The sequence below is a fragment of the Streptomyces sp. NPDC102278 genome, assembly GCF_044766345.1.
GTDB lineage: Bacteria > Actinomycetota > Actinomycetes > Streptomycetales > Streptomycetaceae > Streptomyces.
Genome location: NZ_JBIWLV010000016.1, coordinates 23,338 through 46,308, shown reverse-complemented (window position 1 = coordinate 46,308; position 22,971 = coordinate 23,338). Strand labels below are relative to the sequence as shown.

General features: G+C 71.0%; 20 protein-coding genes and 1 CRISPR repeat array. Of the genes, 13 read left to right on the top strand and 7 right to left on the bottom strand.

The genetic code is table 11. From position 1 onward, the window contains the following. Positions 1-95: 95 nt before the first annotated feature. Together ACIRO3_RS29725 and ACIRO3_RS29720 are read right to left on the bottom strand one after the other, a co-directional pair. Positions 96-359 (bottom strand): hypothetical protein, encoded by a 264-nt coding sequence (locus ACIRO3_RS29725; protein WP_404141854.1) that lies wholly within the window; start codon positions 357-359, stop codon positions 96-98. Positions 360-566: 207 nt separating this feature from the next. Next, positions 567-908, bottom strand: a complete 342-nt coding sequence (locus tag ACIRO3_RS29720) for a lamin tail domain-containing protein (protein ID WP_404141852.1) — start codon at positions 906-908, stop codon at positions 567-569. A gap of 741 nt (positions 909-1,649) precedes the next feature. Next, positions 1,650-2,227: a CRISPR direct-repeat array (repeat unit 29 nt; unit sequence CTGCTCCCCGCACGCGCGGGGATGACCCC). Positions 2,228-2,581: 354 nt separating this feature from the next. Between ACIRO3_RS29720 and ACIRO3_RS29715 the strand changes: the two genes are divergently transcribed. The 3 genes from ACIRO3_RS29715 to ACIRO3_RS29705 are packed head-to-tail and all read left to right on the top strand — an operon-like array spanning position 2,582 to position 6,172. Next, entirely contained in the window at positions 2,582-4,132 is a 1,551-nt protein-coding gene (locus tag ACIRO3_RS29715; protein WP_404141850.1) for a hypothetical protein, read from the top strand. A gap of 28 nt (positions 4,133-4,160) precedes the next feature. Next, positions 4,161-4,961, top strand: a complete 801-nt coding sequence (locus ACIRO3_RS29710; RefSeq protein ID WP_404141848.1) for a MerR family transcriptional regulator — start codon at positions 4,161-4,163, stop codon at positions 4,959-4,961. Further along, positions 4,958-6,172 (top strand): glycosyltransferase, encoded by a 1,215-nt coding sequence (locus ACIRO3_RS29705; protein ID WP_404141846.1) that lies wholly within the window; start codon positions 4,958-4,960, stop codon positions 6,170-6,172. The genes ACIRO3_RS29710 and ACIRO3_RS29705 overlap by 4 nt, the downstream gene beginning before the upstream one ends. Before the next feature lie 406 nt (positions 6,173-6,578). Here the strand turns inward: ACIRO3_RS29705 and ACIRO3_RS29700 are convergent, their stop codons facing one another. Beyond that, the gene (locus ACIRO3_RS29700; RefSeq protein WP_404141844.1) at positions 6,579-7,238 is read right to left on the bottom strand and encodes a glycosyltransferase; all 660 of its coding nucleotides are present in this window, start codon (positions 7,236-7,238) and stop codon (positions 6,579-6,581) included. An 85-nt stretch (positions 7,239-7,323) separates the two neighbouring features. Beyond that, a complete protein-coding gene (locus ACIRO3_RS29695) occupies positions 7,324-7,821 on the bottom strand; it encodes a glycosyltransferase (protein ID WP_404141842.1) in 498 nt (165 codons plus the stop codon). A 107-nt stretch (positions 7,822-7,928) separates the two neighbouring features. Here ACIRO3_RS29695 and ACIRO3_RS29690 point away from each other — a divergent pair, with 107 nt between their 5' ends. Together ACIRO3_RS29690 and ACIRO3_RS29685 are read left to right on the top strand one after the other, a co-directional pair. Then, positions 7,929-8,117 (top strand): hypothetical protein, encoded by a 189-nt coding sequence (locus ACIRO3_RS29690; protein WP_404141841.1) that lies wholly within the window; start codon positions 7,929-7,931, stop codon positions 8,115-8,117. Between the two features lie 167 nt (positions 8,118-8,284). Continuing rightward, the gene (locus ACIRO3_RS29685) at positions 8,285-8,458 is read left to right on the top strand and encodes a hypothetical protein (RefSeq protein ID WP_404141839.1); all 174 of its coding nucleotides are present in this window, start codon (positions 8,285-8,287) and stop codon (positions 8,456-8,458) included. Between the two features lie 332 nt (positions 8,459-8,790). Here the strand turns inward: ACIRO3_RS29685 and ACIRO3_RS29680 are convergent, their stop codons facing one another. Then, on the bottom strand, positions 8,791-9,387 hold the full coding sequence (locus ACIRO3_RS29680) for a hypothetical protein (RefSeq protein WP_404141837.1): 597 nt from the start codon (positions 9,385-9,387) through the stop codon (positions 8,791-8,793). 285 nt (positions 9,388-9,672) lie between these two features. Continuing rightward, positions 9,673-10,278 (bottom strand): hypothetical protein, encoded by a 606-nt coding sequence (locus tag ACIRO3_RS29675; protein ID WP_404141835.1) that lies wholly within the window; start codon positions 10,276-10,278, stop codon positions 9,673-9,675. Positions 10,279-10,585: 307 nt separating this feature from the next. Between ACIRO3_RS29675 and ACIRO3_RS29670 the strand changes: the two genes are divergently transcribed. The 8 genes from ACIRO3_RS29670 (at position 10,586) to fxsT (ending at position 18,338) form a co-directional block, all read left to right on the top strand. After that, on the top strand, positions 10,586-10,990 hold the full coding sequence (locus ACIRO3_RS29670) for a hypothetical protein (protein ID WP_404141833.1): 405 nt from the start codon (positions 10,586-10,588) through the stop codon (positions 10,988-10,990). A 1-nt stretch (position 10,991) separates the two neighbouring features. Then, positions 10,992-11,750: a hypothetical protein gene (locus ACIRO3_RS29665; protein ID WP_404141831.1), complete on the top strand. Its 759-nt coding sequence runs from the start codon at positions 10,992-10,994 to the stop codon at positions 11,748-11,750. Next, positions 11,747-12,703: a lytic transglycosylase domain-containing protein gene (locus tag ACIRO3_RS29660; RefSeq protein ID WP_404141829.1), complete on the top strand. Its 957-nt coding sequence runs from the start codon at positions 11,747-11,749 to the stop codon at positions 12,701-12,703. The genes ACIRO3_RS29665 and ACIRO3_RS29660 overlap by 4 nt, the downstream gene beginning before the upstream one ends. Beyond that, complete coding sequence (locus tag ACIRO3_RS29655) at positions 12,688-13,203, top strand: C40 family peptidase (RefSeq protein ID WP_404141827.1); 516 nt, start codon at positions 12,688-12,690, stop codon at positions 13,201-13,203. The genes ACIRO3_RS29660 and ACIRO3_RS29655 overlap by 16 nt, the downstream gene beginning before the upstream one ends. Before the next feature lie 26 nt (positions 13,204-13,229). After that, positions 13,230-13,844 (top strand): hypothetical protein, encoded by a 615-nt coding sequence (locus tag ACIRO3_RS29650; protein WP_404141825.1) that lies wholly within the window; start codon positions 13,230-13,232, stop codon positions 13,842-13,844. Positions 13,845-13,965: 121 nt separating this feature from the next. Then, positions 13,966-15,087, top strand: a complete 1,122-nt coding sequence (locus ACIRO3_RS29645) for a hypothetical protein (RefSeq protein ID WP_404141824.1) — start codon at positions 13,966-13,968, stop codon at positions 15,085-15,087. A 219-nt stretch (positions 15,088-15,306) separates the two neighbouring features. Beyond that, positions 15,307-15,660 carry a hypothetical protein gene (locus ACIRO3_RS29640; RefSeq protein WP_404141822.1) on the top strand — a complete coding sequence of 118 codons (354 nt, stop codon included), beginning with the start codon at positions 15,307-15,309 and terminating at the stop codon, positions 15,658-15,660. 170 nt (positions 15,661-15,830) lie between these two features. Further along, complete coding sequence (gene fxsT / locus ACIRO3_RS29635) at positions 15,831-18,338, top strand: FxSxx-COOH system tetratricopeptide repeat protein (protein WP_404141820.1); 2,508 nt, start codon at positions 15,831-15,833, stop codon at positions 18,336-18,338. 284 nt (positions 18,339-18,622) lie between these two features. Here the strand turns inward: fxsT and mobF are convergent, their stop codons facing one another. Beyond that, positions 18,623-22,927 (bottom strand): MobF family relaxase, encoded by a 4,305-nt coding sequence (gene mobF, locus ACIRO3_RS29630; protein WP_404141818.1) that lies wholly within the window; start codon positions 22,925-22,927, stop codon positions 18,623-18,625. Between the last annotated feature and the right edge of the window lie 44 nt (positions 22,928-22,971).

Below are 22,971 nucleotides of genomic sequence, written 5' to 3'. Positions count from 1 at the left end.
CGCAGGGGCCTGAAGGCCCGTACCCCTGCACGAAGCGCTCGACACCCTGGTCTCTCCCTCTCCCGGATCGTTGGCGCCCTCGATGGTGAGCGGGGCTATTCGACGAGCTTCACTTCCGCGTGCGTTCCGGTGTGGTCGATGGCCGGGAAGAGGCTGAGCCCACCGTTCGTCCAGCGCACGAGAACGTCGCGCGCAGGGCCGGGGGCGGCGGTTCCGGCGGTGAGTGCGCGGGCGTACCGCCACACGCTGTTGGGCGTCGCGACCTTGTGCTCGGCGGCGAAGGGGTACTGGGGATCGTTGTGGTCGGCGCCCTGAAAAAGGGAGACCGAACCATCCGTCCAGCGCACGAGCAGGTCCATGTGCCGTGTCCCGTTGGCGGAACCGCGAAGTGGCTTGATGCCATCAGACGCGTAGCGGGGTGAGGACGGTGAGCTGCGGCCGCGCCGGATTCCAAGTCTCCGAGGGCGACCGGGCATGGGTGTGCCGGGCAGCTTCGAGCTGCCCGGCACAAGGTCTCCACGAGAGTTCGGCTGCCGCCCGTTTACGGGCGGCGGGCCGAGGCCTGGTTAGCGGCGGCGGCCCCAGGAGTCGGTGTCGACGGTGCGGCCGTGGTCGTCGCGCAGGGTGGCGGTGTCGGCGCGGTTGCCCCAGACGTACTCGCGCTTGCCCTGGAAGACGTCGGTGCGGGAGTCGCGGCCGGTCCCGGTGTGGACGCGGATCGTGGCGCGGCCGGCGATGCGGATGTCGTGGAAGCGGTAGCGGTTGCCGTCGGCGTCGCGCAGGGTCCAGCCGCGGAGGTTGACGGGCTGGCGGGTGGTGTTGCGGATCTCGACCCACTCGTTGTTGAGGGAGCGGTTGGAATGGTCTTCGCGTCCCGGGCTGTCGGCCTGGACCCGGCTGATCTCCACCCTCGAGTGCTGGCGACCCCGATCTGCAGCCGTCGCGGGAAGCGCGGCGGCGGAGACGATGGCACCGGCGGCGAGGACGGTCGCGGCGACACGACGAACATTCGACGAAGCAGACATACGGTGGACGCCCCTCAAGAGCAGGACTTCACCCGCCGATACGGATCACGTACCAAGTGCGGGTGCCCGGCCCGTCGATGGGCCGATGCCCACACTCTCGACCCGCCACCCGGCCCGCCGCAGCGCCCGACAAGGCCGGTTACCGATCACGGACATTTCCGTCACTCTCGCCTGCGCCCTACACGCAATCCGCGCGACCACGACTCTGACATCCAGTGAGCGTCGCACCCACCCAGAGCGCACACGGACAAGACGATCACCGCACACCGGCGCACCACCGGGCGCTCTCAACCATCTCGCCACCCAACCGGAGCACAGACTGCCGTAACGATCGTTCTGCACGATTCTTCGCACGGAATGGCGGAATCAACAGAACAGAGCGATAACTGCCGCCGCTGGTTTGGTGGTGTTGCGGTGGTCACAGCGGAGGCGCCGGCGTTCCAGATACAGGCGGCTGCCCGGCAGGCGGTCGCGCCCATTCCGGGCAAAAGCGCCGTAGATCTTCGTCCGGGACGCCATGTCTTGATGTTCGCCGCCTGGATGTGCCATTCACCCCGTATGCCGGATTCGGCAGAAGTGAGTCAGAACGGCAGCTGAGCAAGATATCGTCGCAGCTCAGCAAGCCTGCTCCCCGCACGCGCGGGGATGACCCCAACCCGGCGGCCCACGGCCTGGAGCCGAACCTCTGCTCCCCGCACGCGCGGGGATGACCCCGATCGTCAGTGGCGGTCGTGACGCCTGGGCGACTGCTCCCCGCACGCGCGGGGATGACCCCCAGCGGGGCGTGCCCTATGAGGAGAAGGTGGCCTGCTCCCCGCACGCGCGGGGATGACCCCTCGATGTGGTGGGTGGCGCCGCTGCCGAAGTCCTGCTCCCCGCACGCGCGGGGATGACCCCTCCAGGTCGGTGGGCCGGCTGCTCGCCTCCGGCTGCTCCCCGCACGCGCGGGGATGACCCCGATCTGGTCGGTCATGAACTTGAAGTCAACGGCTGCTCCCCGCACGCGCGGGGATGACCCCGCGTATGCCTACAACGAAGAGGCGACGCTGCCCTGCTCCCCGCACGCGCGGGGATGACCCCGGCCTCGGGCCGTTGTCGACCCCGCCGACGGACTGCTCCCCGCACGCGCGGGGATGACCCCGTGCACGTCCCCGAGGAGCTCAAGCCCGGCGACTGGTCCCCGCGCCCGCAGGGATGATCTTTCGGCCGTCTCTTGCGGCGGGTACAGGCCGCCGTCCTCGACTGGCTGCGGAGTACGTGGTCGCCAGTCGGCGGCATGACCGTTCAGGACAGCGGGTCGTGCCGTAGCCCCCAGCCCTGTTGACGTTGGCAGCTCTCGCGTTGGACAAGCACGCACCGCCCCTGACTCTCGTACCGGCAGTCGGGCCCGCCTGAATTCCACTGCGCCCCTGGCACCTTCCCTCCCCCGGGCGTTCCGCCGTCGGAGGCGCCGCTGCCGCCCGGGCCGGGCCCTGGTGACGGTCCGGTAGATTCGGCGGTGCAGCTGATCTTCAGGGGAGCGGCCGGGGGCCGCGCGTGGGACACGGGGGCAGTGGGTGCGGAGTGGACACGCGCAGGACCAGCGGCGGGGGGCCTTACTGGAGTGCTGGCGCGCGATCGAGCTGTTCAGTCCGCCGACCATCCCGGCGCTGCCCCGCCGACGTCCCGCCGCGCGCTCCGGGCCGAGGGACGAGTACGTCGTGGACCTGACGCCCGGGCCGGGTCGGGTACCGCCGCTCCTGCCGTGGGCCGCGGACCATCCGCAGACGGGGCAACAGCGAGCACCGTTCGGTCGGATGTGGCGGCATGAGGTCTACTGCGGAGTCTTCGATCTGGAGTTGCTCCGACAGGCGATGATCGCGGTACTGCCCGCAGGGACCGATCCCGACCCCGGAGTTCCGCAGACCGAGCTGGTGCTGTTGGGCCAGAGCGCGATGTTCGCGCTGGTCCTGGACGATGAGGGCCGGCCGATCGAGGACACCTCCGTGGTCTCCGCGTGCGCCTGGGCGACCGGTCGCCTCTTCGATCCGGGGCCGTCCAAGCCGGGGTGGCTGGACGGGTTCGATGAGCTCGACGACGCGTTCGGCCGGGCGATCGACGAGCTCACGGCCACCGCGATCGCCTACGGACCCACGCCACCGGCCGCCGGAACGGCGTCCGAGCGGTGGCCCGGATCCGACGGCGCGGCGGGAGCACCGGGCGGATCCGACGGCGGAGGCTGGCAGCGGTTGCTCGCCGAGATCCTGGGCGGCGCGGCCGTCGGCGCGGTCGGGGCCCTGTTCGGGGAGGTCGCCGGCGCCGCGCTCCAGGGCGCGGCGGAGCCCCTGGTTCGCCGCGCCGCGGACTGGGTCGCGGCCCGCCGCCCCGCCGAGGAGCAGGCGGAGTCCGAGCGGCCGGACGGTGCCGGAAGCGTTCCCGTGGGGGCGTCGGCCGGTGTTCCTGACGCATCGACGGAGCCCGGGAGCGGCAGCACTCTCCGTGCGCTCGGGTTCGCCGACCTGGTCGCCCTAACCGCGCAGATCGCCGACCTGTGCGGGGTACAGGGTCATCTGCGGCCGCAGGTGATCCGGGTACGCAGCAGGCTGGTCCACCGGCCGAAGGACCCGCGGACGAAGGTTGCCGCCGCAGCTCCGTTCCTGAACAGTCTGCTCCCGCCTGATCTGGCCCGGGTGTCCGCGGCCGTCGGCAAAGGGATCGGCAAGGGGATCGGCCCTGCACTGGAGGCGTACCTGACCGAGCTCGACTCCGTCGCAGTGGGGGCGCGTACGGATGTACGCCGGGAGCGCGGGATCGTCCTGGAAGGGGTGGCTCCGGACCTGGTTCCGGCCGGCCGTTGGCCCGCACCGGCGCGGTTCCCGCTCGCGCTGAGCCAGCAGTTCGCGATCGACCGCATGCTCGCAGACCGGGCGGGAAACGAGGGCGGGATGTTCTCCGTGAACGGTCCTCCTGGCACGGGCAAGACCACGATGCTGCGGGACCTGGTCGCCGCTCTGGTCGTCGAGCGGGCGGCGGTGCTGGCCACGTTCGACCGGCCCGGGCGCATTCCCCGTTCTTCAACCCCGAGGCGCAGCGAGCGCAAGTTGACCCTCCCCTTACGTCAGGCTTGAGGCTGTGTACCGACGAAAGGGCAGGTGGATGAGCTACTCAGTGGGGCAGGTCTCGGCCTTCGCCGGGGTGACGGTGCGGACACTGCATCATTACGACAAGGCGGGGCTGCTCTCGCCCAGTGACCGCAGCCACGCCGGATACCGGCTCTACAGTGAGGCTGACCTGGTCCGTCTCCAGCAGATCCTCTTCTACCGTGAGCTCGGCTTCCCCCTCGACGAGATCGCCGCGATCTTCAAGGATCCGCAGGTAAACGCCTTGGAACGGCTCCGGGCCCGGCAGCGGCAACTGTGTGAGGAGATCGCCAGGCTGCAGCGGCTGGCCGAGGTGGCGGAACGGGCGATAGAGGTCCAGAAGACCGGAGTGTCCCTGACCCCTCAGGACCGCTTCGAGGTCTTCGGTGAAATCACTTTCGACCTGAGCTATGCCACCGAGGCAGAACTGAAGTGGGCGCACTCGGAGGGACAGCGCGAAGCGATGGCGCGCGCGGCTGCTCACACCAAAGAGGATTGGCGCCGGCTCATGGGCGAGGCCGCCGCCTGGCGCGCGGAGCTACTCGCGGCCTTCGACGAGGGGGAGCTGAGCAACGGCGAGCGGGCCATGGACCTCGCCGAGGAGCACCGCTTGCACATCTCACGATGGTTCACCTCCTGCCCACCCGACATGCACGGGCGCATCGCGGACGACTTCGTCGCCGACCCCCGCGCATTCGCTTTGGTCATACCGGCGTCGCAGCAACGCCCGGGCCTGGCCGCCTACACGCGCAAGGCGGTTCACGCCAACGCGGCCCGCCACGCGGGTGGCCGTACCGATTCCGAGGAGAACCGATGAGGATCCTGATCGCCGCGGCCGGATCGCGCGGCGACGTCGCGCCCTACACGGGTCTGGGCGCCGAACTGTGCCGGGCCGGATACGACGTTGCCCTCGCCACCACAGACACCTTCGCACCCCTCGTACGCGACGCAGGGCTGGAATTTCGCAGCCTCCCCGCCGACACAACGGTGCGTGGCGGCGTCACAGGCAAACGTGAGCTTATGCGCACCGCTGCCGCGTTCATCACCGAACTCGGTCAGGGCTTCGCCGACGTGATGGACGATGGCACGGACCTGCTCCTGCTGACGACCACCACGGCTCCGCTCGGCTGGCACCTCACCGAGGCCACGGGCACACCGAACCTCGGCGTGTACCTCCAACCCACCGCACCCACCAGCGACTTCCCGCCCGTCGTCACAGGCTCCCGCTCACTGGGCCGTCTCGCCAACCGAGCCACCGGACGCTTCGCACTGCGGATGGCCGACCGCGTCTACGAACAGGCTGTCGCAAAGCTGCGCCACCGCCTCCAGCTACCCCCGACCTCGCCCTCCGAGATGCGTCAGCGGCAGGAACAGGCGAATTGGCCCATCTTGCACGGCTTCAGCACGGCCCTGGTGCCTCGCCCCTCCGACTGGCGCTCCGGCCTGGAGGTCGTGGGCAACTGGTGGCCCCCTCACGACGCGGCCGAACGGCTGCCCACTGATCTGGAGGACTTCCTGCGTGCCGGACCCCGACCCGTCCTCATCGGCTTCGGCAGCATGGCGTCCGGCGACGGGGAACGGCTGAGCGAGATCGCTGTGCAAGCCCTGCGCCGCGCCGGGCTGCGCGGGATCCTCCAATCCGGCAGTGCCGGGCTCGCCGCCGACGGAAACGACGTGCTCACCATCGGGGACGTACCGCACGCCTTGCTGTTCCCACGGCTGGCCGCGGTGGTACACCATGGCGGGGCCGGCACCTCTGCCGCCGCATTGCGCGCTGGAGTGCCCGCGGTCACCGTACCGGTGACAGCGGACCAGCCGTTCTGGGCGGGGCGACTTGCCGCCATAGGCGCCGCCACCGACCCAATCCCCTTCCGATCCCTCACCGCCGAACGGCTTGCCGACTCACTTCACCAAGTAGTGAAGCAGCAGGCACACAGTCGAGCTACCGCAAAAGCGGCGCAACACCTGGTGACCGAGAACGGATCTGGCCAGGCTCTCAAGGCCATCGAGCAGCTGACCGACAGATGACGCCAATCCGTTCCTCGCTCTCGTCACTGCGCTTCTTCAGTCTGGGCACCGATCGGGTGACGGCTGAGGGCACGTAACAGGCGAGGCCCCCGGGTTGTGGCGTCAAGGACTGAGGTCCGGCGGTAGGTCACCGAGGGGGCGCGATGGAATTCCTACGCAAGGACGGCCAACGGCTGTTGCTTGGTTCTCTCGGGCTCCTCGCCATCTCCGCCTCCGTCGTACTGGCGGTGCGGATCACGCCCCTCAGGCGGCTCCGCACAGAACGATCCACGGTAACCAGTACCGAGCCGGGGCCCACCAGGCGGCCGAGCCCACGTCGTGAAGACTGCGCAGGACGGTGTTGCGTTCGGCCACAGCAGTTCCTCGTACGGGATGGCAGCACCGGCCACGTCTGCGCCGCGTAGCGTCAAGCGAGGCGTTCCAAAGCGGTGAGCACGTCTCGTGCGCCATCCTCCTCGGCGAGGTCCCTGGCAAGCCGGCGGGCGCTGGTGCCCAGGGCTGGGTTTCGCGTTGCGGTGACGATGGCTTCGGACAGGCGTTGGGGGGTCAGTCGCTGGTAGCGCAATGGGGGCGGGGCCACTCCCAGGGTGTGCAGACGGGCGGCCCAGAAGTGCTGGTCGAGCTGGACGGGGACGGCGACGGCGGGGGTTCCGGCGCGGAGCCCGGCCGCGGTGGTGCCGGCGCCGGCGTGGTGGATGACGGCGGCGGTTTTCGGGAACAGCCAGGCGTGCGGGACCTCTTGGACGGTGATCAGGTCGTCGCCCTCGCCCCGAAGACCACTCCAGCCCGACTGGATGATGCCGCGTACCCCCGCTCGACGGAAGGCTGCGGCAATGAGGGTACTGAGCCGTTCGGCGTCCGCGGCGACGAAGCTGCCGAAGCCCGCGAAGACCGGGGGCGGGCCAGCGGTGAGGAAATCGAGGAGGCGGGGTTCGGGTTGCCAGCCGGGCGGGGATTCTGGCCACCAGTAGCCGCAGACCTGATGGCCCTGGGGCCAGTCCGTGGGGCGGGGGACGATCCGCGGGCTGAAACCGTGCAGGACGGTATGCCCACGCGGCAGGCCCAACGGTCCGCCGAACCGCTGGCGGGGAAGGCGCAGTTCGCGGCGTAGCTTGCCGACCGCGGGGGTGAAGATCGGTTCGGTGCCGGCCCTACAGGGCGTGGGCGGCGAGCCGGTTGCCGAAGGCGCCCATCGAGCGGGCGCGGGTGATCAGCGGGGGAAAGGCCGTCGTGGGCTGGATCGGCTGAAGGTAGACACCGATGACCGGCAGCCGCATCGCCTCTCCGAGTGTTGAGCAGATGGGGTCGGTAATGGTCGAGGTCAGCACCACGTCGGTGCCCTGCTGTACGGCGTCGCAGACGCCGGCAGCCAGCCGGGGCATGAAGGCCCGTACCATCCGCATCAGACGAGCCATCGCCACCGCCGGGCTCATCGATCGGGCCAGGTCTTGGCCGGCCGCAGAAGCCAGTTCCTGCCTGGGATCTACGGGCAAGGGCCGAAAGTCCAGTCCGCAGGCCGTCACCGCGTCATGGAAGCGGTCGTGGGTGGCCACTGCCACCTCGTGTCCCGCGGAGTTCAGCCGTACTCCGAGTCCGGTGTAGGGAGCTACGTCCCCCCAGCTCCCTGCCGTCACGATAAGTACACGCATGGTGCCATTCTGTCATTCAGCAGAATCGCGCACAGCGATGTACTTGCTGCCCATCTTATGCCGTTCACTTTCGGAGGGACCGACGGTTGGTCCACGATCCGTGCAGCGTGCCCGAAGGTCACCTGCGCTCGACGGTGGAGCGTGCGCTGGACAGATTCGGTGCGCGTGGCGGTGGCGACCTGGTCGCGGATCTCGCGCTGCCGGTCTCGACGGCGGCGGTGGCGCAGCTGCTGGGTCTGACGGTGGAGCGGACCCGGGGCCTGGTCGAGCTGAGTCTGCGGCCGCGGCGGCCATGACCAAGCGGCTCACGGCTGCGGTGGCGCATGCGCGGCGGGACCCCGGGAACAACCTGACGACGGCCTTGCTGTCTGCGTATGCGAACCCCCTCGAGCTGTACCTGAGATCGATGGCCGGTGGCTGTCACCTCCGCTTCGACCTCACGCGGCGGTACGCACGCGGCAGCGTGGACGCGGCTGATGCGGCACGTGGTGCAGCTCTGCCGCAGCCCCTGGACAGCGCGTACCTGTTCGCGACGCTGTGCGGCTCGCTCGCACCCGGGACGGAGTTCGGCTCGGCCGTCGCGATGCCGGGCCGCTGCGACAAGACCCTCGACCTCGCCACCATGGCGGACGAGTAAGGAGCGCGACCGAACAGCGCCGCGTACACCGCGCACGAGCAAGCAGGCGGTGCGGGGCCTGATGAAGTCCGCGGCCCTCGCGTACGGGCCCAAGGGGAAGATGATCCAGCCGAGCAGGACGTGAGGGCTGCCCCCTCCCGGGAACGAGGCCCGCTGCCACCCCGGTCCTCTGCTCCCCGCACGCGCGGGGATGAGCGCGGTTGACCACCTGCTGCGGGCGCCTTCGGGTTCGGCGTCACTTCCCCGTCGGGGAGATGTCGGCGTACCCCTGTATGCCCTCCACCAAGTCACGGAGATACGTACACCAGTAGGGAGGCCGTGAGCCAGTCACGTCATCGCGCCGGCTTCGCGGCGGCAGGGCGGTGAACCTCCAGGATGACTGCGGTGCCGGCCACGGATCGGTCCTCATGCATGGTGATCTGCCGGCCGGGCTGGAGGTGCGTCCAATGGGAGGGGGTGAGGGGCAGGAGGCGAATCGTGGCCCGGCCGCCGGGCTCCAGCACGGGCATGTTCTCAACCCAGAGCGCGGCGACGCTGACCGCTCGTTCACCGGTGGGCGAGAGGTGTCCGATGTCCCACATCGGTCGCAGAACACCGGCGCCGGAGATTGGCGTCTTGCGTCGCGCCTCGGCGGCAGGGCGGAGTGTGAGGTCCGCGCGGATCATGCCGTTGCGGATCTCGGAGCACCGCCAATGGCACCAAGCCGCGCTCCGTTCCAGCCGGAGCTGCTCAGCCGCTTCGGCGAGCTTCTCCCAAAACGCCAGAGGAAGCGGGCGAGCGTCCGCGAGCTCCTCCAGCAGCGCCAGGGCAACATCCCATTCGTCGTGGACGAGGTAGTCCCAGATGTCTCCCACCGTGATGTCGTTCTCGGTGGCGGTCTCTTCCGGAACCAGCAGGGAAGCCGACTCGAGCAGCTCAGGGACGTCCATGCGGTCATTGTCGACCACATGAACTGTGAGGCTGCGCTTCCCTGGTCTCGCTCGATGGCAGCAATCAGGGTGCACGTCTGCTGGCTCGGGCTCGGGCTCGCCGAGGAATGCCTCACCACCGTCGTCTACGAACGCGCCCCGTGACGGCCCTTCGGCCAGGACCGAGGTGCTCGCGCCTGACCTGCGCCTCGGCCAGGCGATCACAGTCCGCCCGGGCGGGCGGGCTGTGATCGCCTCCGGCTGATCCCCGGCCGCAGGAGCAGCTGGTCAGCCAGGAACGGGTGGTCAGCAGTAATGGCTCCAGCCGCCGTAGCGGGCCAGGAGGGCGCGGGAGTCGTCGACGTTCAGCCCCAGGGCGGCGGCTACCTTGTCTGGGTCTTGCCCACGGGCGTCGTGGGCGGGCCCGTGCGCCGTGCGTCCGGCGATGAGCTCCAGAGTGCGGGCGGCTTTCAGGGCGGAGGTCGATGCGTCTTGGCCGAGCCGCTCGATGGCTTCGGCGACGTTCTGGAGGAGTGTCTCCAGTTCGGCGGGCAGGGGGACGGTGGTGGCGGCGACGGCTGTGATGTGCCGGTCCCAGTCGTCCTGGCATTCGCCGACTGTTTCCCAGCCGTGCTCGCGGAAGGGGAGATCGCCGGTCGTCGTCCAGTCCACGGTGCGGGGCTCGCCCCGCCAGCCGCACGAGCACTCCCCCTGCAGAGCGTCGGCTTGGGGGCGCCGGGGGTGGGTGCCGCCGTCGTAGACGGACCAGTGGCGGACTTCCCAACCGAAGCTGCCGGAGTTCGAGTCGAAGTACACCGGCTTGGGACTGCTTCCGTCTGCCAGGAGCGTCCCGACCCGACCCTCGTGCGACTTGCCGTACTCGTCAGACGTCCAGATCTCGTCCTTCTCCACCAGTACCTCCCACACCGCACCGTGGGCGGATTCCCCGCCCTCGTCGGACGATCTCGCACACCAGGCAGCCGTGTTGGCGAATCGGCCGAACCTGAGGACCTCTGCTGTGGGTGCGGGTCCGGAGCGTCCTCCATCGGGCAGGGCCATTCAGGGTGCAGGCCTTCTGCTCCCCGCACCCGCAGGGATGAACCGCCCACAGGTGTTGCCCGGTACCCGGGGCCCGCCCGTCTCCGGGGGTTATCCACAGGGCATGCGGCGGTGGGCTTCGGGCTGGGACGATCAGGCCTGTTCCGACACGAAGGAGGAGATGTCGATGTCCGCATGCGCGATGGAACAACTGGAAGACCGGCTGGGCTCCGAGGACGCGGCAGTGGTACTGGCGACGGCCTGGGACGCGCTCCGCATGGCGACCGAAGTATGCGACCGGATCACGTTCGAGGAGGGCAGCGACGAACTGCAGGCGATGGTGGCCGCGCAGCAGTGTGCGGAGGCCCGGGGTCTCCTTCCGCTGCCGGAGACCGGGCGGCCGGTCACGTTCTCGCCGCCGGCCCCTGGCACCGCCGGCCTCGTACCGTACGTACGGCTCCTGGAGCACGTCGGTGGGGCGCTGTCCGGGCTGCGTGGCGACGAGGCGGGAGCGCACGTTCTGGCTCGGGCTGCCGAGCTCGCGTCCGATGCGGCTGCGGCGCTGGCCAGGGTCCGGGAAGGCTGACGTGGCAACGACAACGATCGGGGACCTGTTCGACGTCGCCGTCACGCATCTGCGCCAAGTCGCGCGAACGCCGCTCGGATCCCTCCAGTCCGGTGAACGGTCCCTGCCCGCCAGGGAAGTGGACGGTCTGCTCTTACGCGTACAGGACGGCCTCGGCCCGCAGGCGTACACGCCGGTTCCCACGTCGGAGGAGCGGAAGCTGACCGACATGGAGCGGGACCTGAGGGGGTGGCTGGTGCAGGCCCGGGGTGCGCTGGGCACCGCGCGGCAGTACCTGTCCCCGCAGGCAGAAACGGGCGGCCCGGCAGCCAAGGGGGTTATTGCCGCGTCGCAGGCTGTGGGGGCCGTGCGGGACACGATCGGCAGTCATCTGGGCCCCGACCGGGCGCCACTGACTCCGTACGCCTACCTCCTGCGGGAACAGGACGCCTTCGATTACCTGGCGAGTCGGTACTCCGAAGTGGCCTGGGCCGCCGGTCAAGTAGTGCATCGGCTGGCTCAGGAAGCCGAATATCCACGGGCAGGCGCTGCCCTTGACCGGGCCTGGCGCTCCCTCGACCGCGCGTCCGTCAACGTGCGGGCCTCCTCCCCCGACACGGATCGCGTCTTCGGGAGTTTCTCAGCGGCCCTCCCGGTACGGCCCACCCATGCAGGCCGGCGGATCCGACCAGTGCCCTCACCAGCCTCCTTGCCGAGGACGGCGAACGCCTCTCTCGCGCCGCGTACGAAGCCCTCCACGACCGCGCCGAACAGCGGTTGAGCGGCACAGATCTCCAGCAGATCTCCCGCTGGAATGCCATGGGCCGGCTGCTGGCGGGGCGGACCCTGCTCCACGTCACCGCGGACATGCAGGAGGGAGCGGTGCGGGACGGCTTCAAGAACGCCGCAGCGGAGCTGAGGGCGGCCTCGCAGGCCTGGAGAACCGCCGCCCAAGGGTGGGAGGCCCTCGTGGACACGAGCCATCCGAAGGAGCCTTCCCGGGGCGAGGCCCAGGGCCTGAACGGGAAGCCGGTGTCCATTCCGACGACCGACCCGCATCCCGCCGTGGCGATCGCCCGGACGAGCGTGGTGCGTTCGGGGCAGCTGCTGTTCGGCCCGCGGTGGACCCCTGAGCAGCCGCCCGGAGCGGCCCGGCCGGCCGCCGACATCGTCGCGGACGCCGGCGGAGAAGGCGGGTTGGCCGCCTCCGCGTACCGGCTCTCCGCCACCGGATGGCAGATGGCCGCAGCCGCACCATGGGTCGTCCGGCGGGCTGCGGCCGGTGTCCCGGCCCAGTACGCGGACCTCATCCTGGAGGCGGCGGCAGCCTGCGATCAGGGCCTTCCTCCGTCGATCCTCGCCGCACAAATCTGGGCCGAGAGTCAGTTCGACCCGACGGCGGTGTCCCGGGACTCCGCCGGCAATCCGATCGCGAGCGGGATCGCCCAGTTCATCCCGGAGACCTGGGCCCGCCACGGGATCGACGGGGACCGCGACGGCGACAAGGACGTGTGGGACCCCAAGGACGCCATCCCGAGTCAGGGCCGCATGATGTGCGGCTTACTCAGGACGGCGAAGGCACATCCCCAGTACAACGGGTCGCCCATCGAGCTGGCCCTGGCCGGTTACAACGCGGGCTGGGGACGCGTCGACCAGTTCAAGGCGTGCCACCCATCGGGTTCGCGCAGGGACAGACGTACAAGTACGTCAAGGCGATCATGGCTCAGTCGGTGAAGTACACCGCTTCGGGAGTCGGCGGCAGCGGTGCGGCGGTCGAGCTGCCGGCCGGTTTCGAGCTCCCCTCGGACACCCCGCCGCAGGTCCGCACCACCGTGGCCTGGGCACTCGCGCAAAAGGGCGGCTGGTACCAGCTCGGCGGCGACTGCACCAACGCCCTCGGGGCGCTCCCGAAGCACTGGTGCGACTGCTCCTCCCTGATGCAACAGGCGTACAAGGCGGCGGGCATCGACATCCCCCGCGTCACCTTCGACCAGATCAACCTCCCCATCCAGGTCGGCCTGGACAACCCGAAGCCGGGCGACCTGGTCTTCAACGCAGGAAGCGACGGCTCTGCGGCCAGTCCCGGGCACGTGGGCATGTACATCGGGTCGGGTCTGCTGATCGAATCCCCGCGCACCGGGGTCCGGACGCGCATCGTCCCGTACAGCAGCTGGCGCAACTCGACCCACTACATGACCCGGGCCACGGGCATCCGCCGAGTGGTGGCCTGGTGACCGACACGAGCGACGGCGGAACTCCCATGGCCGATCAACCCCTCTTCCGCCCCTGGGGCGTCGTCGACCCGAGGTTCTGGGCGGGCGCGGAAGCCACCGAACCCACCGCGGGCTCCCCCGCCGCGGACTTCCCCGCCGAGGACTCCCTCGTAGAGGACGCGGTTGCCGTCGACAACACGGCCACCGTGAGCGATGACGTCGCCGGACACCTGGCCGAGATCCAGGCGGCCGCGGCCGTCGACCTCGCGCGGGCGAACATCCTCGCCGAGGAGCTCGACGCCACGACCACGGCCGCACGCGGCGAGGCGCACATCGAGACGATCCGGATCCGGGAGGTCCGCGCCTACCTCACGCTCATGACCGGTCACCACGAGAGCGCGGTGGCCTGGTACCTGCACGTGGTCCGCCTGCACGCAGGCCTCCACGGCCCCGAACACCCCGAGACGGACCTCGCGGTCCGCAGGGCCTACAGCATGTGGAAGGCACTGCCCGCCCCGGACGCGGTTCGGGTCGCCGGCGATCTCATCGAGGTCTTCACCGAGGTGCAGGGCGCCGGGACCCGGGCAGTCCCTCGGATGCGGGAGCATCTGCAACAGCTTCGGGAGACCGCCGACCCCGCTCCTCGGGGCAGTGCCTGCTGAGGACGGCGACGTGTTGGCGTGACGGATCGTCATCGCCCGGGCGACCGCGACCGCCCGAGAAATGGATTGGCCGGCCCTTGCCGAGCTGCGATGCTGCCTCTGTTTCCCAGACGGAGGACGTTTGTTCGTTTTCGTGTGTGCGGGGTGCGGCGCTGAGCTGACCACCGCGCTGTCCCAGGTGGCCCTGCCGGTCCATGCCCATCAGAAGTACGGGAACGGGACTCAGCTCCCGGTGCTCATGGAGTCGGGCACGTTCGCCCTCGACTCCGAGCCCTGGGGCCCGCCGTGGCGGACATGGGAGGACCTTGATCCGGACGAAGCCGCCGCCCGCGGTGTCCACGCGCCGGTCTACGCCCTGTCCGACGGCCTGCCGGGCGCAATCGCCATCGCTCCCGGCGATGCCCGCAACACCGTGCTGGTCCCGGAAGGTCGGGGAGGTGGCTACTGCTGCGGCCTCGACGGAGCCGACGGTCCCAACGTGGCCTGCGCGGAGTGCGCGCTGCCCGTGGCGAGCCGCATCGACGACTGCTCGCTCTGGCAGGCACTGTGGCTCGCCCCGAACGCCGTACACCGTCTACCCGTGGACGGAGCCGACGCTGTTCCGTCCTCCTGGGCGCAGCTGATGGCGGACGCAAGGGGCACTCCTCCCTTCGAGCCGCTCGCCGGGTGGGGGCTGCGGCTGAATGCGGGCCACTGGTCGAACCACGTGTGGTCGTGGAGCCCGCAGTGGGAGGCGGCAGCCGGCCGGGCGCTCGCCCATTTGCTGACGGCCTCGGAGGGCCGGCCGGTGGTCGTCCCGGACGGCTTGGCCGGGGAAGTGTTCCAGCGGGCGCTCGACACCATGCTGCCGGCGGGTTCGCAGGCGCGGCGCGCGGTGTTGGCCGGACCAGGACGACCAGTTCCCGACGGACAGGCCGACATCCTCCTCGTGCCGACCCATCCACAGACCGGCGTGGTGTGGGGTTCGGCCGACAGCACCGCGTACCTCGTACCGCTTCCGTTCGGCGTGTGGCTGTGGCTGGCCTTCCCCGAGCCCGAGCTGCCCGTGCCCGCCTCGGGCGTCCTACCCGACGGCGTCCTCCGCGACGACTTCGACTCCCCCGCGCCACACGCACGTCACCTCTTCCGGGCCGATCCGGGCACTTTCCAACACACGCTGGTTCGCCTGCCGGCCGTCCGCAGTCCTTGGCTGCGCGCGATCCTCGACGACCTCACGCAGCTCTTGCAGGCCGGCATCTTCTGATCGGAACTCCGTCCAGGCGACCTGTGGGCGTCCCGGCCCGGCCACGGTTCGGCGATGTGCGGGGGCCCGGCTGGGCAACATGGCGGGCGCCGGGTCTCACAGGGACCGCGTTGCCGAAGAATTGGGTTCTTCTGGTTCGGGTGAAGCGTTCGCGAGACAATGCGAAGTGGTGGGCCGTCAGTCATGTGGCGGTGAACATGTCTGGCGAGGGGAACCGTTGTGTCGCAGGGATGGAAGATCACGGTCATTTTGTTGGCGACGGTCGGTGTCCTGTCCACACCGGTGATCTGGCTTCTCGATGGCCCGGGTGCGGGGCAACTGGTCGGGGCCACTGTCCAGGCCGCCGCCGGCATCGCCGCCCTGGTCTGGGCTCTGTTTCAGCACCCGGAGAACCGTACGGACGACACTGCGAACCAGACCGGACGCGCACGAACGACCGACGGGGGCTCGGCTGTGACGGGTGTCAAGCGTCCCGGGGGTCAGGGGCTCGGGTCGGCAACCGCCGAGGGAACCGGTGACGCCACTGCCGACGGTAACGGCAGCAGCGCCGTCACCGGCATCGACTACAGCTGACCACCCAGCCGACAAGAGCACAGACGCAACGGGGAGACGGACGCGTGGGCACGGGAGACAAGAGCCGCCAACCAGCCGCGGACGTTGCCGGCGCAGCGGTCACGGTGACCGATACCGGAAACGCTGCATCCGGATCCGGGGCCAGCGCGTCGACCGGCTACCGCGGACCGGTGCCGGAAGCCGCTGCCGTGCGGGTGTCCGGCACCGGGAACGCCACCGGCTCGGAGGGCGCGGTCGTCAACACCGGTTACATCCACCGGGTGAGCATCGAAACGCTGACCGTAGGGCAGCGCCCACTGCGGGAGCCGGCCTCTTGGCCGCATCAGGTCGGTGTGATCCCGTCTCCGGCGCGGTCCTTCCAGTCCCGCGGGGAGGTGGGCCGGCTGCGATCGGCGGTCGAGGGAGGAGGGACCGCCGTACTGTCCCAGGTACTGACCGGGATGGGCGGGGTCGGAAAGACCCAACTCGCCGCAGACTACGCCCGCGCCGCTTGGGACGACGGAGGCCTGGACGTCCTGGTCTGGGTCACCGCAAGCGCCCAGTCGCCCGTGGTGAGCGGTTACGCGCAGGCCGGCGTCGCCCTGTGTCGGGCCGACCCCGAGGACACTGAGCAGGCCGCGAAACAATTCCTGGCCTGGCTGGCCCCCAAACCCGGGCAACGGCCCTGCCGGTGGCTGGTTGTCCTCGATGACGTCGCCGACCCCGGCGACCTCATCGTCCACCCGGACGACCCCGCCAACCGCTACAGCTTGTGGCCGCCGGCCAGTCCGCACGGCCGGACCCTGATCACCACCCGCCGCCGCGATGCAGCCCTGTTCGGAGAAGGCCGCCGCCGGATCGAGGTGGGCCTGTTCACCCCCGACGAATCGGTCGCCTATCTCACCGCGTCCCTGACCGCCCATGGCCGGATCGAGCCCGCTGACCAGCTCACCGCCCTTGCCCGCGACCTCGGGCACCTGCCGCTGGCCTTGGCCCAGGCCGCCGCCTATCTCGTCGACTCGGGCGAGACCGCCGCCGCCTACCGTGACCTGCTGGCCGACCGCGCCACGAAACTCGACCACCTCACCCCCGACGCCCTGCCCGATGAGCAGGCCACCGCCCTCGCCGCCGCCTGGTCCCTGTCCATCGACCGAGCCGACACGCTCCGCCCCGCCGGCCTGGCCCGGCCCATGCTTCACCTGGCCGCCCTGCTCGACGCCAACGGCATCCCCCAGGACGTCCTGACCAGCCAGAGTGCCCGAAACCACCTCGCCGCACACCGGAGAGCAACCAGCCCCGCCCCGCAACCGGACACCGTCTCCCCCGCCGACGCGGTACGCGCCCTGCGTGCCCTGGACCGGCTCAGCCTCATCGACCACCAACCGGACACCCCCCATCAAGCCGTCCGCGTACACCAGCTCATCCAGCGCGCCACGCGCGACACCCTCACCCCCCACCAGCACGACCAGGCCGCGCTCACCGCCGCCGACGCCCTCACGGCGGCTTGGCCCGAGATCGAACGCGACACCGACCTCGCCCAGACCCTGCGCACCAATACCGAAGCCCTCACCCGCCACGCCCAAGACGCCCTGTACCGGCCGGACGCGCACGCGGTGCTGTACCGCCTTGGCCACAGCCTCAGCGATTCCGGTCAGGTAACCGTCGCCATTGACCACTTCCAGCACCTCGCCGACACCGCCTCCAGCCGCCTGGGCCCCGACCATCCCGACACGCTCACCATTCGGGGCAATCTCGCCACCATGCTGGGGGATGCGGGAGATGCGGCCGGCGCTGTGCAGGCCTTCACCGACCTGCTGGAGTCCATGGTGCGGGTGCTGGGCGAAGACCACCCCAACACCCTCACCGCGCGGGGCAACCTCGCCACCATGCTGGGGGATGCGGGAGATGCGGCCGGCGCTGTGCAGGCCTTCACCGACCTGCTGGAGTCCATGGTGCGGGTGCTGGGCGAAGACCACCCCAACACCCTCACCGCGCGGGGCAACCTCGCCACCGTACTGGGGGAGGCGGGGGATGCGGCCAGCGCCGCGACCGCGTTCGGGGGCCTGCTGGAGTCCATGGTGCGGGTGCTGGGCGAAGACCACCCCAACACCTTCACCGCGCGGGGCAACCTGGCCACCTGGCGGGGGGAGGCGGGGGATGCGGCCGGCGCTGTGCAGGCCTTCACCGGCCTGCTGGAGTCCGTGGTGCGGGTGCTCGGCGAAGACCACCCCAACACCCTCACCACCCGGAACAACCTGGCCACCTGGCGGGGGCGATCGGGCGATGCGGCCGGAGCGGCGCAGGCCTTCACCGACCTACTGGCCGACCAGGTGCGGGTGCTGGGCGAAGACCACCCCGCCACCCTCACCACGCGGAACAACCTGGCCGCCTGGCGGGGGCGATCGGGCGACGCGGCCGGAGCGGCGCAGGCCCTCACCGGCCTTTTGGAGCCCATGATGCGGGTGCTCGGCGAAGGCCACCCCAACACCTTCACCGCGCGGAACAACCTGGCCGTCTGGCGGCGGCGGTCGGGGGACGCGGCCGGAGCGGCGCAGGCCTTCACCGACCTGCTGGAGTCCATGGTGCGGGTGCTCGGCGAAGACCACCCTCAAGTGCGGATCGTTCGACGGAACCTCGACCACTGGCGGACGGAAGCGGAGAGGACGCCCGGGGCATCGAGTATCGACACGTCTACGTAATGAACATTCTCATTCACGGTGGATGACAGAGTTCTGACGGGCGCCCCGGGGTAGTAAGCCCCCGGCTGCCGTCATTGACCGCACTGCGGCCGCCCGCACGAGCCGCCCGCTCCGGTCCGCGGCCACACGGACCGCGACCTGATTCTCGACGACGATCCCGAAGGCCAGCGCTCCCCTGGGAGCGGCAGCGCCCCAGGTCGTCGCCGGGCGAGCCCTCGGCCCCGGCGCCACCCCCGAGCCGTAAGACTGCTGCGGCTCTGCGCGTAGTTGCGCCTGGACCGTTTTCAGTAGCTCGCGCGAGGGCTTCGCTGCTGGGGTCCCAACGGAGTCGCCGGAGGGGCGTGCCGGCATGCGGCCTCCCGTTGGTCTGACCGCTCGGCCGCCGCCGCAGCCCGCTGCTGTCGAGCCACAGCGAGACGTGCGGCGGTCTCGTGCTCGTGTAGCTGCGGGAACCGTACGGCGATCTCCCGCCGCTGGGCCTGTTCGGTCATCGCCAACCGGGCGTGCCCGTGCCAGTAGGCGGCTTGTTCGGTTGCCCTGACGGCGTCGCCGTGGAGTCGGCCGGCCTTTCGCTCGTTGTCTCCGTCGATGTCCTGCGCGTGCTGGATGAGCCCTGCGCGCATCGCGGCGAGCCTCTCGCCGAGTTCGTGGGCGTCCCGGGGCGGGTAGCCGGTCGCGCCGAGCCGGCTCGCGTACGCGCCGGCACGGACGGTCTCCCAGGAGGCGAGCATCGCCTCGCGGCTCGCCTCCCGTGCCCGCTGGGTCTCCGCGTCGCCGGCTGCGGCCTGCCCCAGCTGATGTGCGTGCAGCTCGTCGAGCTCCTTGCGGCTGGTGCCGGCCAGGCGCAGGGCGAGCCACCCCGCGTTCCTGTGCTTCTCGGCCTCCCGGAGGGTCTCCCGGGCCTTCTGGGCGTTGTCGGCGCCCTTCTCGGCGTTCTGCGTTTCCTGGAGGTGGGTGCACAGCAGTGCGATGGCGGTGTGCAGGACGGCCTCGGCGTCCTTGGCCCACCGGAGCCCCCGGGTGGTGCCGATGGCCGCTTCCCGATCGAGCTGGTCCCTGAACGCCTGGTGTGCCTCCCGGGCGGCTGCGGCTTTCACCCGATAGTCCTCGGCCTGGGCGAGGAAGTAGGCGAGGTTCCCGGCGAGTTCCTCGTCGGTGCGCAGGCCGTACGGGCGCGCGGTGGCCGCGGGCACTTCCCGCATCTCCCGGTCCAGCTTGAGCTGGGCGACCTGCCCCTCCTGCTCGGTACTGAGGGCGGCATGGGCGGAGCCTTCCTTCTGTCTGCGGGCCGGCTCCTGGCTGGGCCGGGCGGCGAGCTTGTCGGCGAGGGCGGCCTGGCGGTCGGCGTCGCGCCTGCTCTCCTCCTCGGCCATCGTCCGCACGGACGGCGGCTTGGTCCGCGCGGCACTGGCCGAGGCTGCCTGTCGCACGTCGGCGTCGGTCTCCTCCCGGGTCGTACCGGGACGGCCGCCGGACTGGGGTGCGCGGTCCTGCGGGTCGCGTTCGGCTCGGCGCAGAGCGCCGGCGGCTCCGTCGCGCGCGGCGACGTGCTCGACCTGCTGCGGCAGGCGTACCGGCTCGGGGGCGGCCCGCAGCTCGTCGGAGATCATCCCGTCCGGGCGGGACTGCCCGAGGTACTGGGCGAAGGCGAGGACGGCGCGTTGGAGGAGTTCGGTCTCGGACCGGGCGGCGCCGAGGCGGGCCTGGGTGTCCTCGGTCTCGATGGCTTGCAAGGGGAGCCACAGGTGGTTGGCCCGCCGGGCGCGGGTGATGCCCGGGTACGTCGCGTACGCGTTCGCGCCGAGCCCGTACATCAGGGAGGTGTGGCAGGTCATGCCCTGCGAGGCGGCGATCGTCATCGCGTAGCCGAGGGAGAGGGAGCCGGCGGCGATGTCGTCGGGCCTCATCCACGCCGTCTCGGTCCGCCGGCCGCTCGACTCGGTGCGGTCCTTGGCCTCCCACTCGATCCGGACGCGGTGGTCGTCGGCGACCTCGGCGACGACGGCGCGGTAACCGTTGAGGACGTCGGGTCCCTCGCTGCGGCGGGAACGGTAGTCGTTGATCCGGACGCGGACGACGTCGCCCTCGGCGAGGGTCAGCCTGGTCCCGCCGGGCAGGGCGTAGGTGTGCTCCGTGCCGAGTTCACCGGCGGCCCGCCGGATCTGCTGGGCGCCCGCGTTCAGCGCGTCGACGTCGGCGTTGCGGGCCGCGAGGACGACCAGGTTCGCCAGGAGGTCCTGTTCGCCCGGCCACTGTCGGCGCAGTTCGTCCCACGCGGTGAGCATCTCGCAGCGGGCCTCGTCGGCGGTCTCCACAGCGTGGACCCGGCCGCCGGCGGCGAGCATCTCCAGCGCACCCTGGCGGTCGCCGGTGCGCCACACCTCCAGCGCGGACCGTTCGGCCTCGACTTCCTGGCGCCGGTTCTCGGTGAGGACCTCGCCATCGACCAGGCGGTGGACCTCGCGGAACCAACCGCCGACGCCGATCGCCTGGAGCTGCTGGGGGTCGCCGATCGCGATGATCTGGGTGCCGGTCCGCGCGGCCTCCGTCAGCAGTCGCGCCGCGGAGCGGTCGTCGGTCATCGCGGCCTCGTCGAGGACCATGACGTCGATCCCGGTGAGGCCGGTGCCGGTCTCGATCTGCCCGAGCCAGGCGGCGACGGTCCGCGAGGGGATCGCCGAGGCGTCCTGCAGGCCCTGGGCGCCGACCGCGGAGAGGCAGGCACCCGCGTACGTGGTGCCGGTGGCGTCCCACGCGATGCGGCAGGCGTCCATGAGCGTGCTCTTCCCCGCACCGGCCACGCCGATGACGGCCTCGATCCCGTGGCCGGCCGTCAGGAGTCGGGTCACCGCCTGGCGTTGCTGCCCGGACAGCGCGAACCCTGAGGCGACCTCGAACACGGACAGCGCCGCCGCAACCTGGTCCCGCGTCAGGACGACGCTGCGGTCCCCGAACCGGGACCTCGCCTGGGTGACGGCGACGTCCTCCGCGTCCAGGACGTCGCGGGTCGTGTACCGGTCGGTGGAGGACATGAAGGTGGCGCCGAGATGGGGCAGGGCGACCGCGTGCCCCTCGACGCGCAGGACCTCGTCGACGAGCCGGTCGAGGTCGCCGATGTCGGCTCCGATCCCGTACGGCAACGCGCCCGCGACGGCGGCCAGGAGCTGGGCGCGGTCGAAGTCCTTCCGGAACGCGGTCACCCCGGTGTCCGGGTCGAAGACGATCGCCGCGAGCTCTGCCGGCGGCGGGATGCGCGGGCCGCCCCCGACCGGGTCGATGCCGGCCCCGCCGTCCGGTCCGGGCGGTCCCGGCGCGGCCGCGGCGAGCAACGCCTCGACGTCGATGCCCCTCGACTCGGCCCGCGCCCGCCACGACTCCCGCATCGCCGCCGAGCCGGTCGGGTGTTTGGCTCGGCGCGTGGCCGCCGATGCCCGCGCCATCTCCTCCCGTCCCGCACCCTCGCCGGCGATCTCGACAACCGCCCTCGCCCGCCGCGAGTACATGTCCCGGACTCCGGCGGGGATCCCCGCGACCTCCCACGCCCCGGTCCGCTCCGCCTGCTCCCGCCGCACCCCGAACCGCTCGTACGTGAGCGCCCGCAGCCGCGCCTTGAAGAACCCGTCGATCGCGGACGCGTGCCGGTGCATGTCCCGGCCGCGGGCGGCGATCGAGCGCCAGACGCCGTCTTCGCACAGCCCGAGGTTCGCGATGCTGATGTGCAGATGCAGGTGGGGGTCCCCGGGGGTGCCGTCGCCGACCGGGCGGGCGCTGCGGTGCTCGGTCGACCAGGCGAGCAGACCGCCGGTCGCCAGCCGGACCATCTCGCCGTCCTCACCGCCGACGGAGTACCCGATCCACCGCTCGTACAGGGCGAGGGCGTCGCGGCCAGCCTTGTGGACCAGGGTCCGGTACGTGCGCTCGGCGTCGTCGGGGAGGAGCCCGGCGAGGACGCTGTCCGACTTGGGGATGTCCAGCACGAGGTCGAAGCCGCGGACGCGGGTGTCGACGCGCTCGTCCTGGTGTTCGCGCGCCGTCGCGAGTTCGGCCGCGGAGAACACGTCCGCGATGTCGATGCCTGCGGCCCCGGCGAGCTTCTGGAGTGTGGCGACCTGGAGTCGATGCCCCTCGCCGAAGCGGTGGACCATCCGCTGCTGCTGGGCCAGGAGCCGCTGCTGCTTCGCCTTGCCCGCCAAGAGCGCGGCCGGCTCGACACCCCTCTGGGCGGCGGCGGCCTCGATCGCGGCGGTGACCCGGGCGACCGTCAGCTTGGCCTTCGGGTGGGCGCGCGAGGCGTTCCGTGACGTGCACAGCCTGGCCCCGGTCCGGGGGTGACAGCCGTTCATCAGACGACGGGCCGCCGCCTTGCCCTCTTCATCCAGGACCTGCCCGGCGGACAGCCCCACGGCATCCAGACCGGAGCCCATCCACACCAGCGGGGTCTCCCCCTCTTGTCGCGTTCGGTAGTCGACCGCCCGGTCGGTGCCCTCGTCGAGTTCGGTCCGCTCCTCGACCAGCAGGTCACAGCCGGCTCGCTCCTTGAGCCGGTACTCGACCTGCTCGTCAGCGCCGATCGCCGTCAGCCACGCCACCCGAGATCCCCCACCGCTCGCGCCTTACCGGGCGCCCCGCAGTT

Coding starts and splice junctions, on each gene's coding strand:
- ACIRO3_RS29695 (WP_404141842.1), bottom strand. CDS start 7,821: ATGCGTGTACTTATCGTGACGGCAGGGAGCTGGGGGGACGTAGCTCCC.
- ACIRO3_RS29725 (WP_404141854.1), bottom strand. CDS start 359: ATGGACCTGCTCGTGCGCTGGACGGATGGTTCGGTCTCCCTTTTTCAG.
- ACIRO3_RS29705 (WP_404141846.1), top strand. CDS start 4,958: ATGAGGATCCTGATCGCCGCGGCCGGATCGCGCGGCGACGTCGCGCCC.
- ACIRO3_RS29680 (WP_404141837.1), bottom strand. CDS start 9,387: ATGGACGTCCCTGAGCTGCTCGAGTCGGCTTCCCTGCTGGTTCCGGAA.
- ACIRO3_RS29670 (WP_404141833.1), top strand. CDS start 10,586: ATGTCGATGTCCGCATGCGCGATGGAACAACTGGAAGACCGGCTGGGC.
- ACIRO3_RS29650 (WP_404141825.1), top strand. CDS start 13,230: ATGGCCGATCAACCCCTCTTCCGCCCCTGGGGCGTCGTCGACCCGAGG.
- ACIRO3_RS29655 (WP_404141827.1), top strand. CDS start 12,688: ATGGCTCAGTCGGTGAAGTACACCGCTTCGGGAGTCGGCGGCAGCGGT.
- ACIRO3_RS29710 (WP_404141848.1), top strand. CDS start 4,161: ATGAGCTACTCAGTGGGGCAGGTCTCGGCCTTCGCCGGGGTGACGGTG.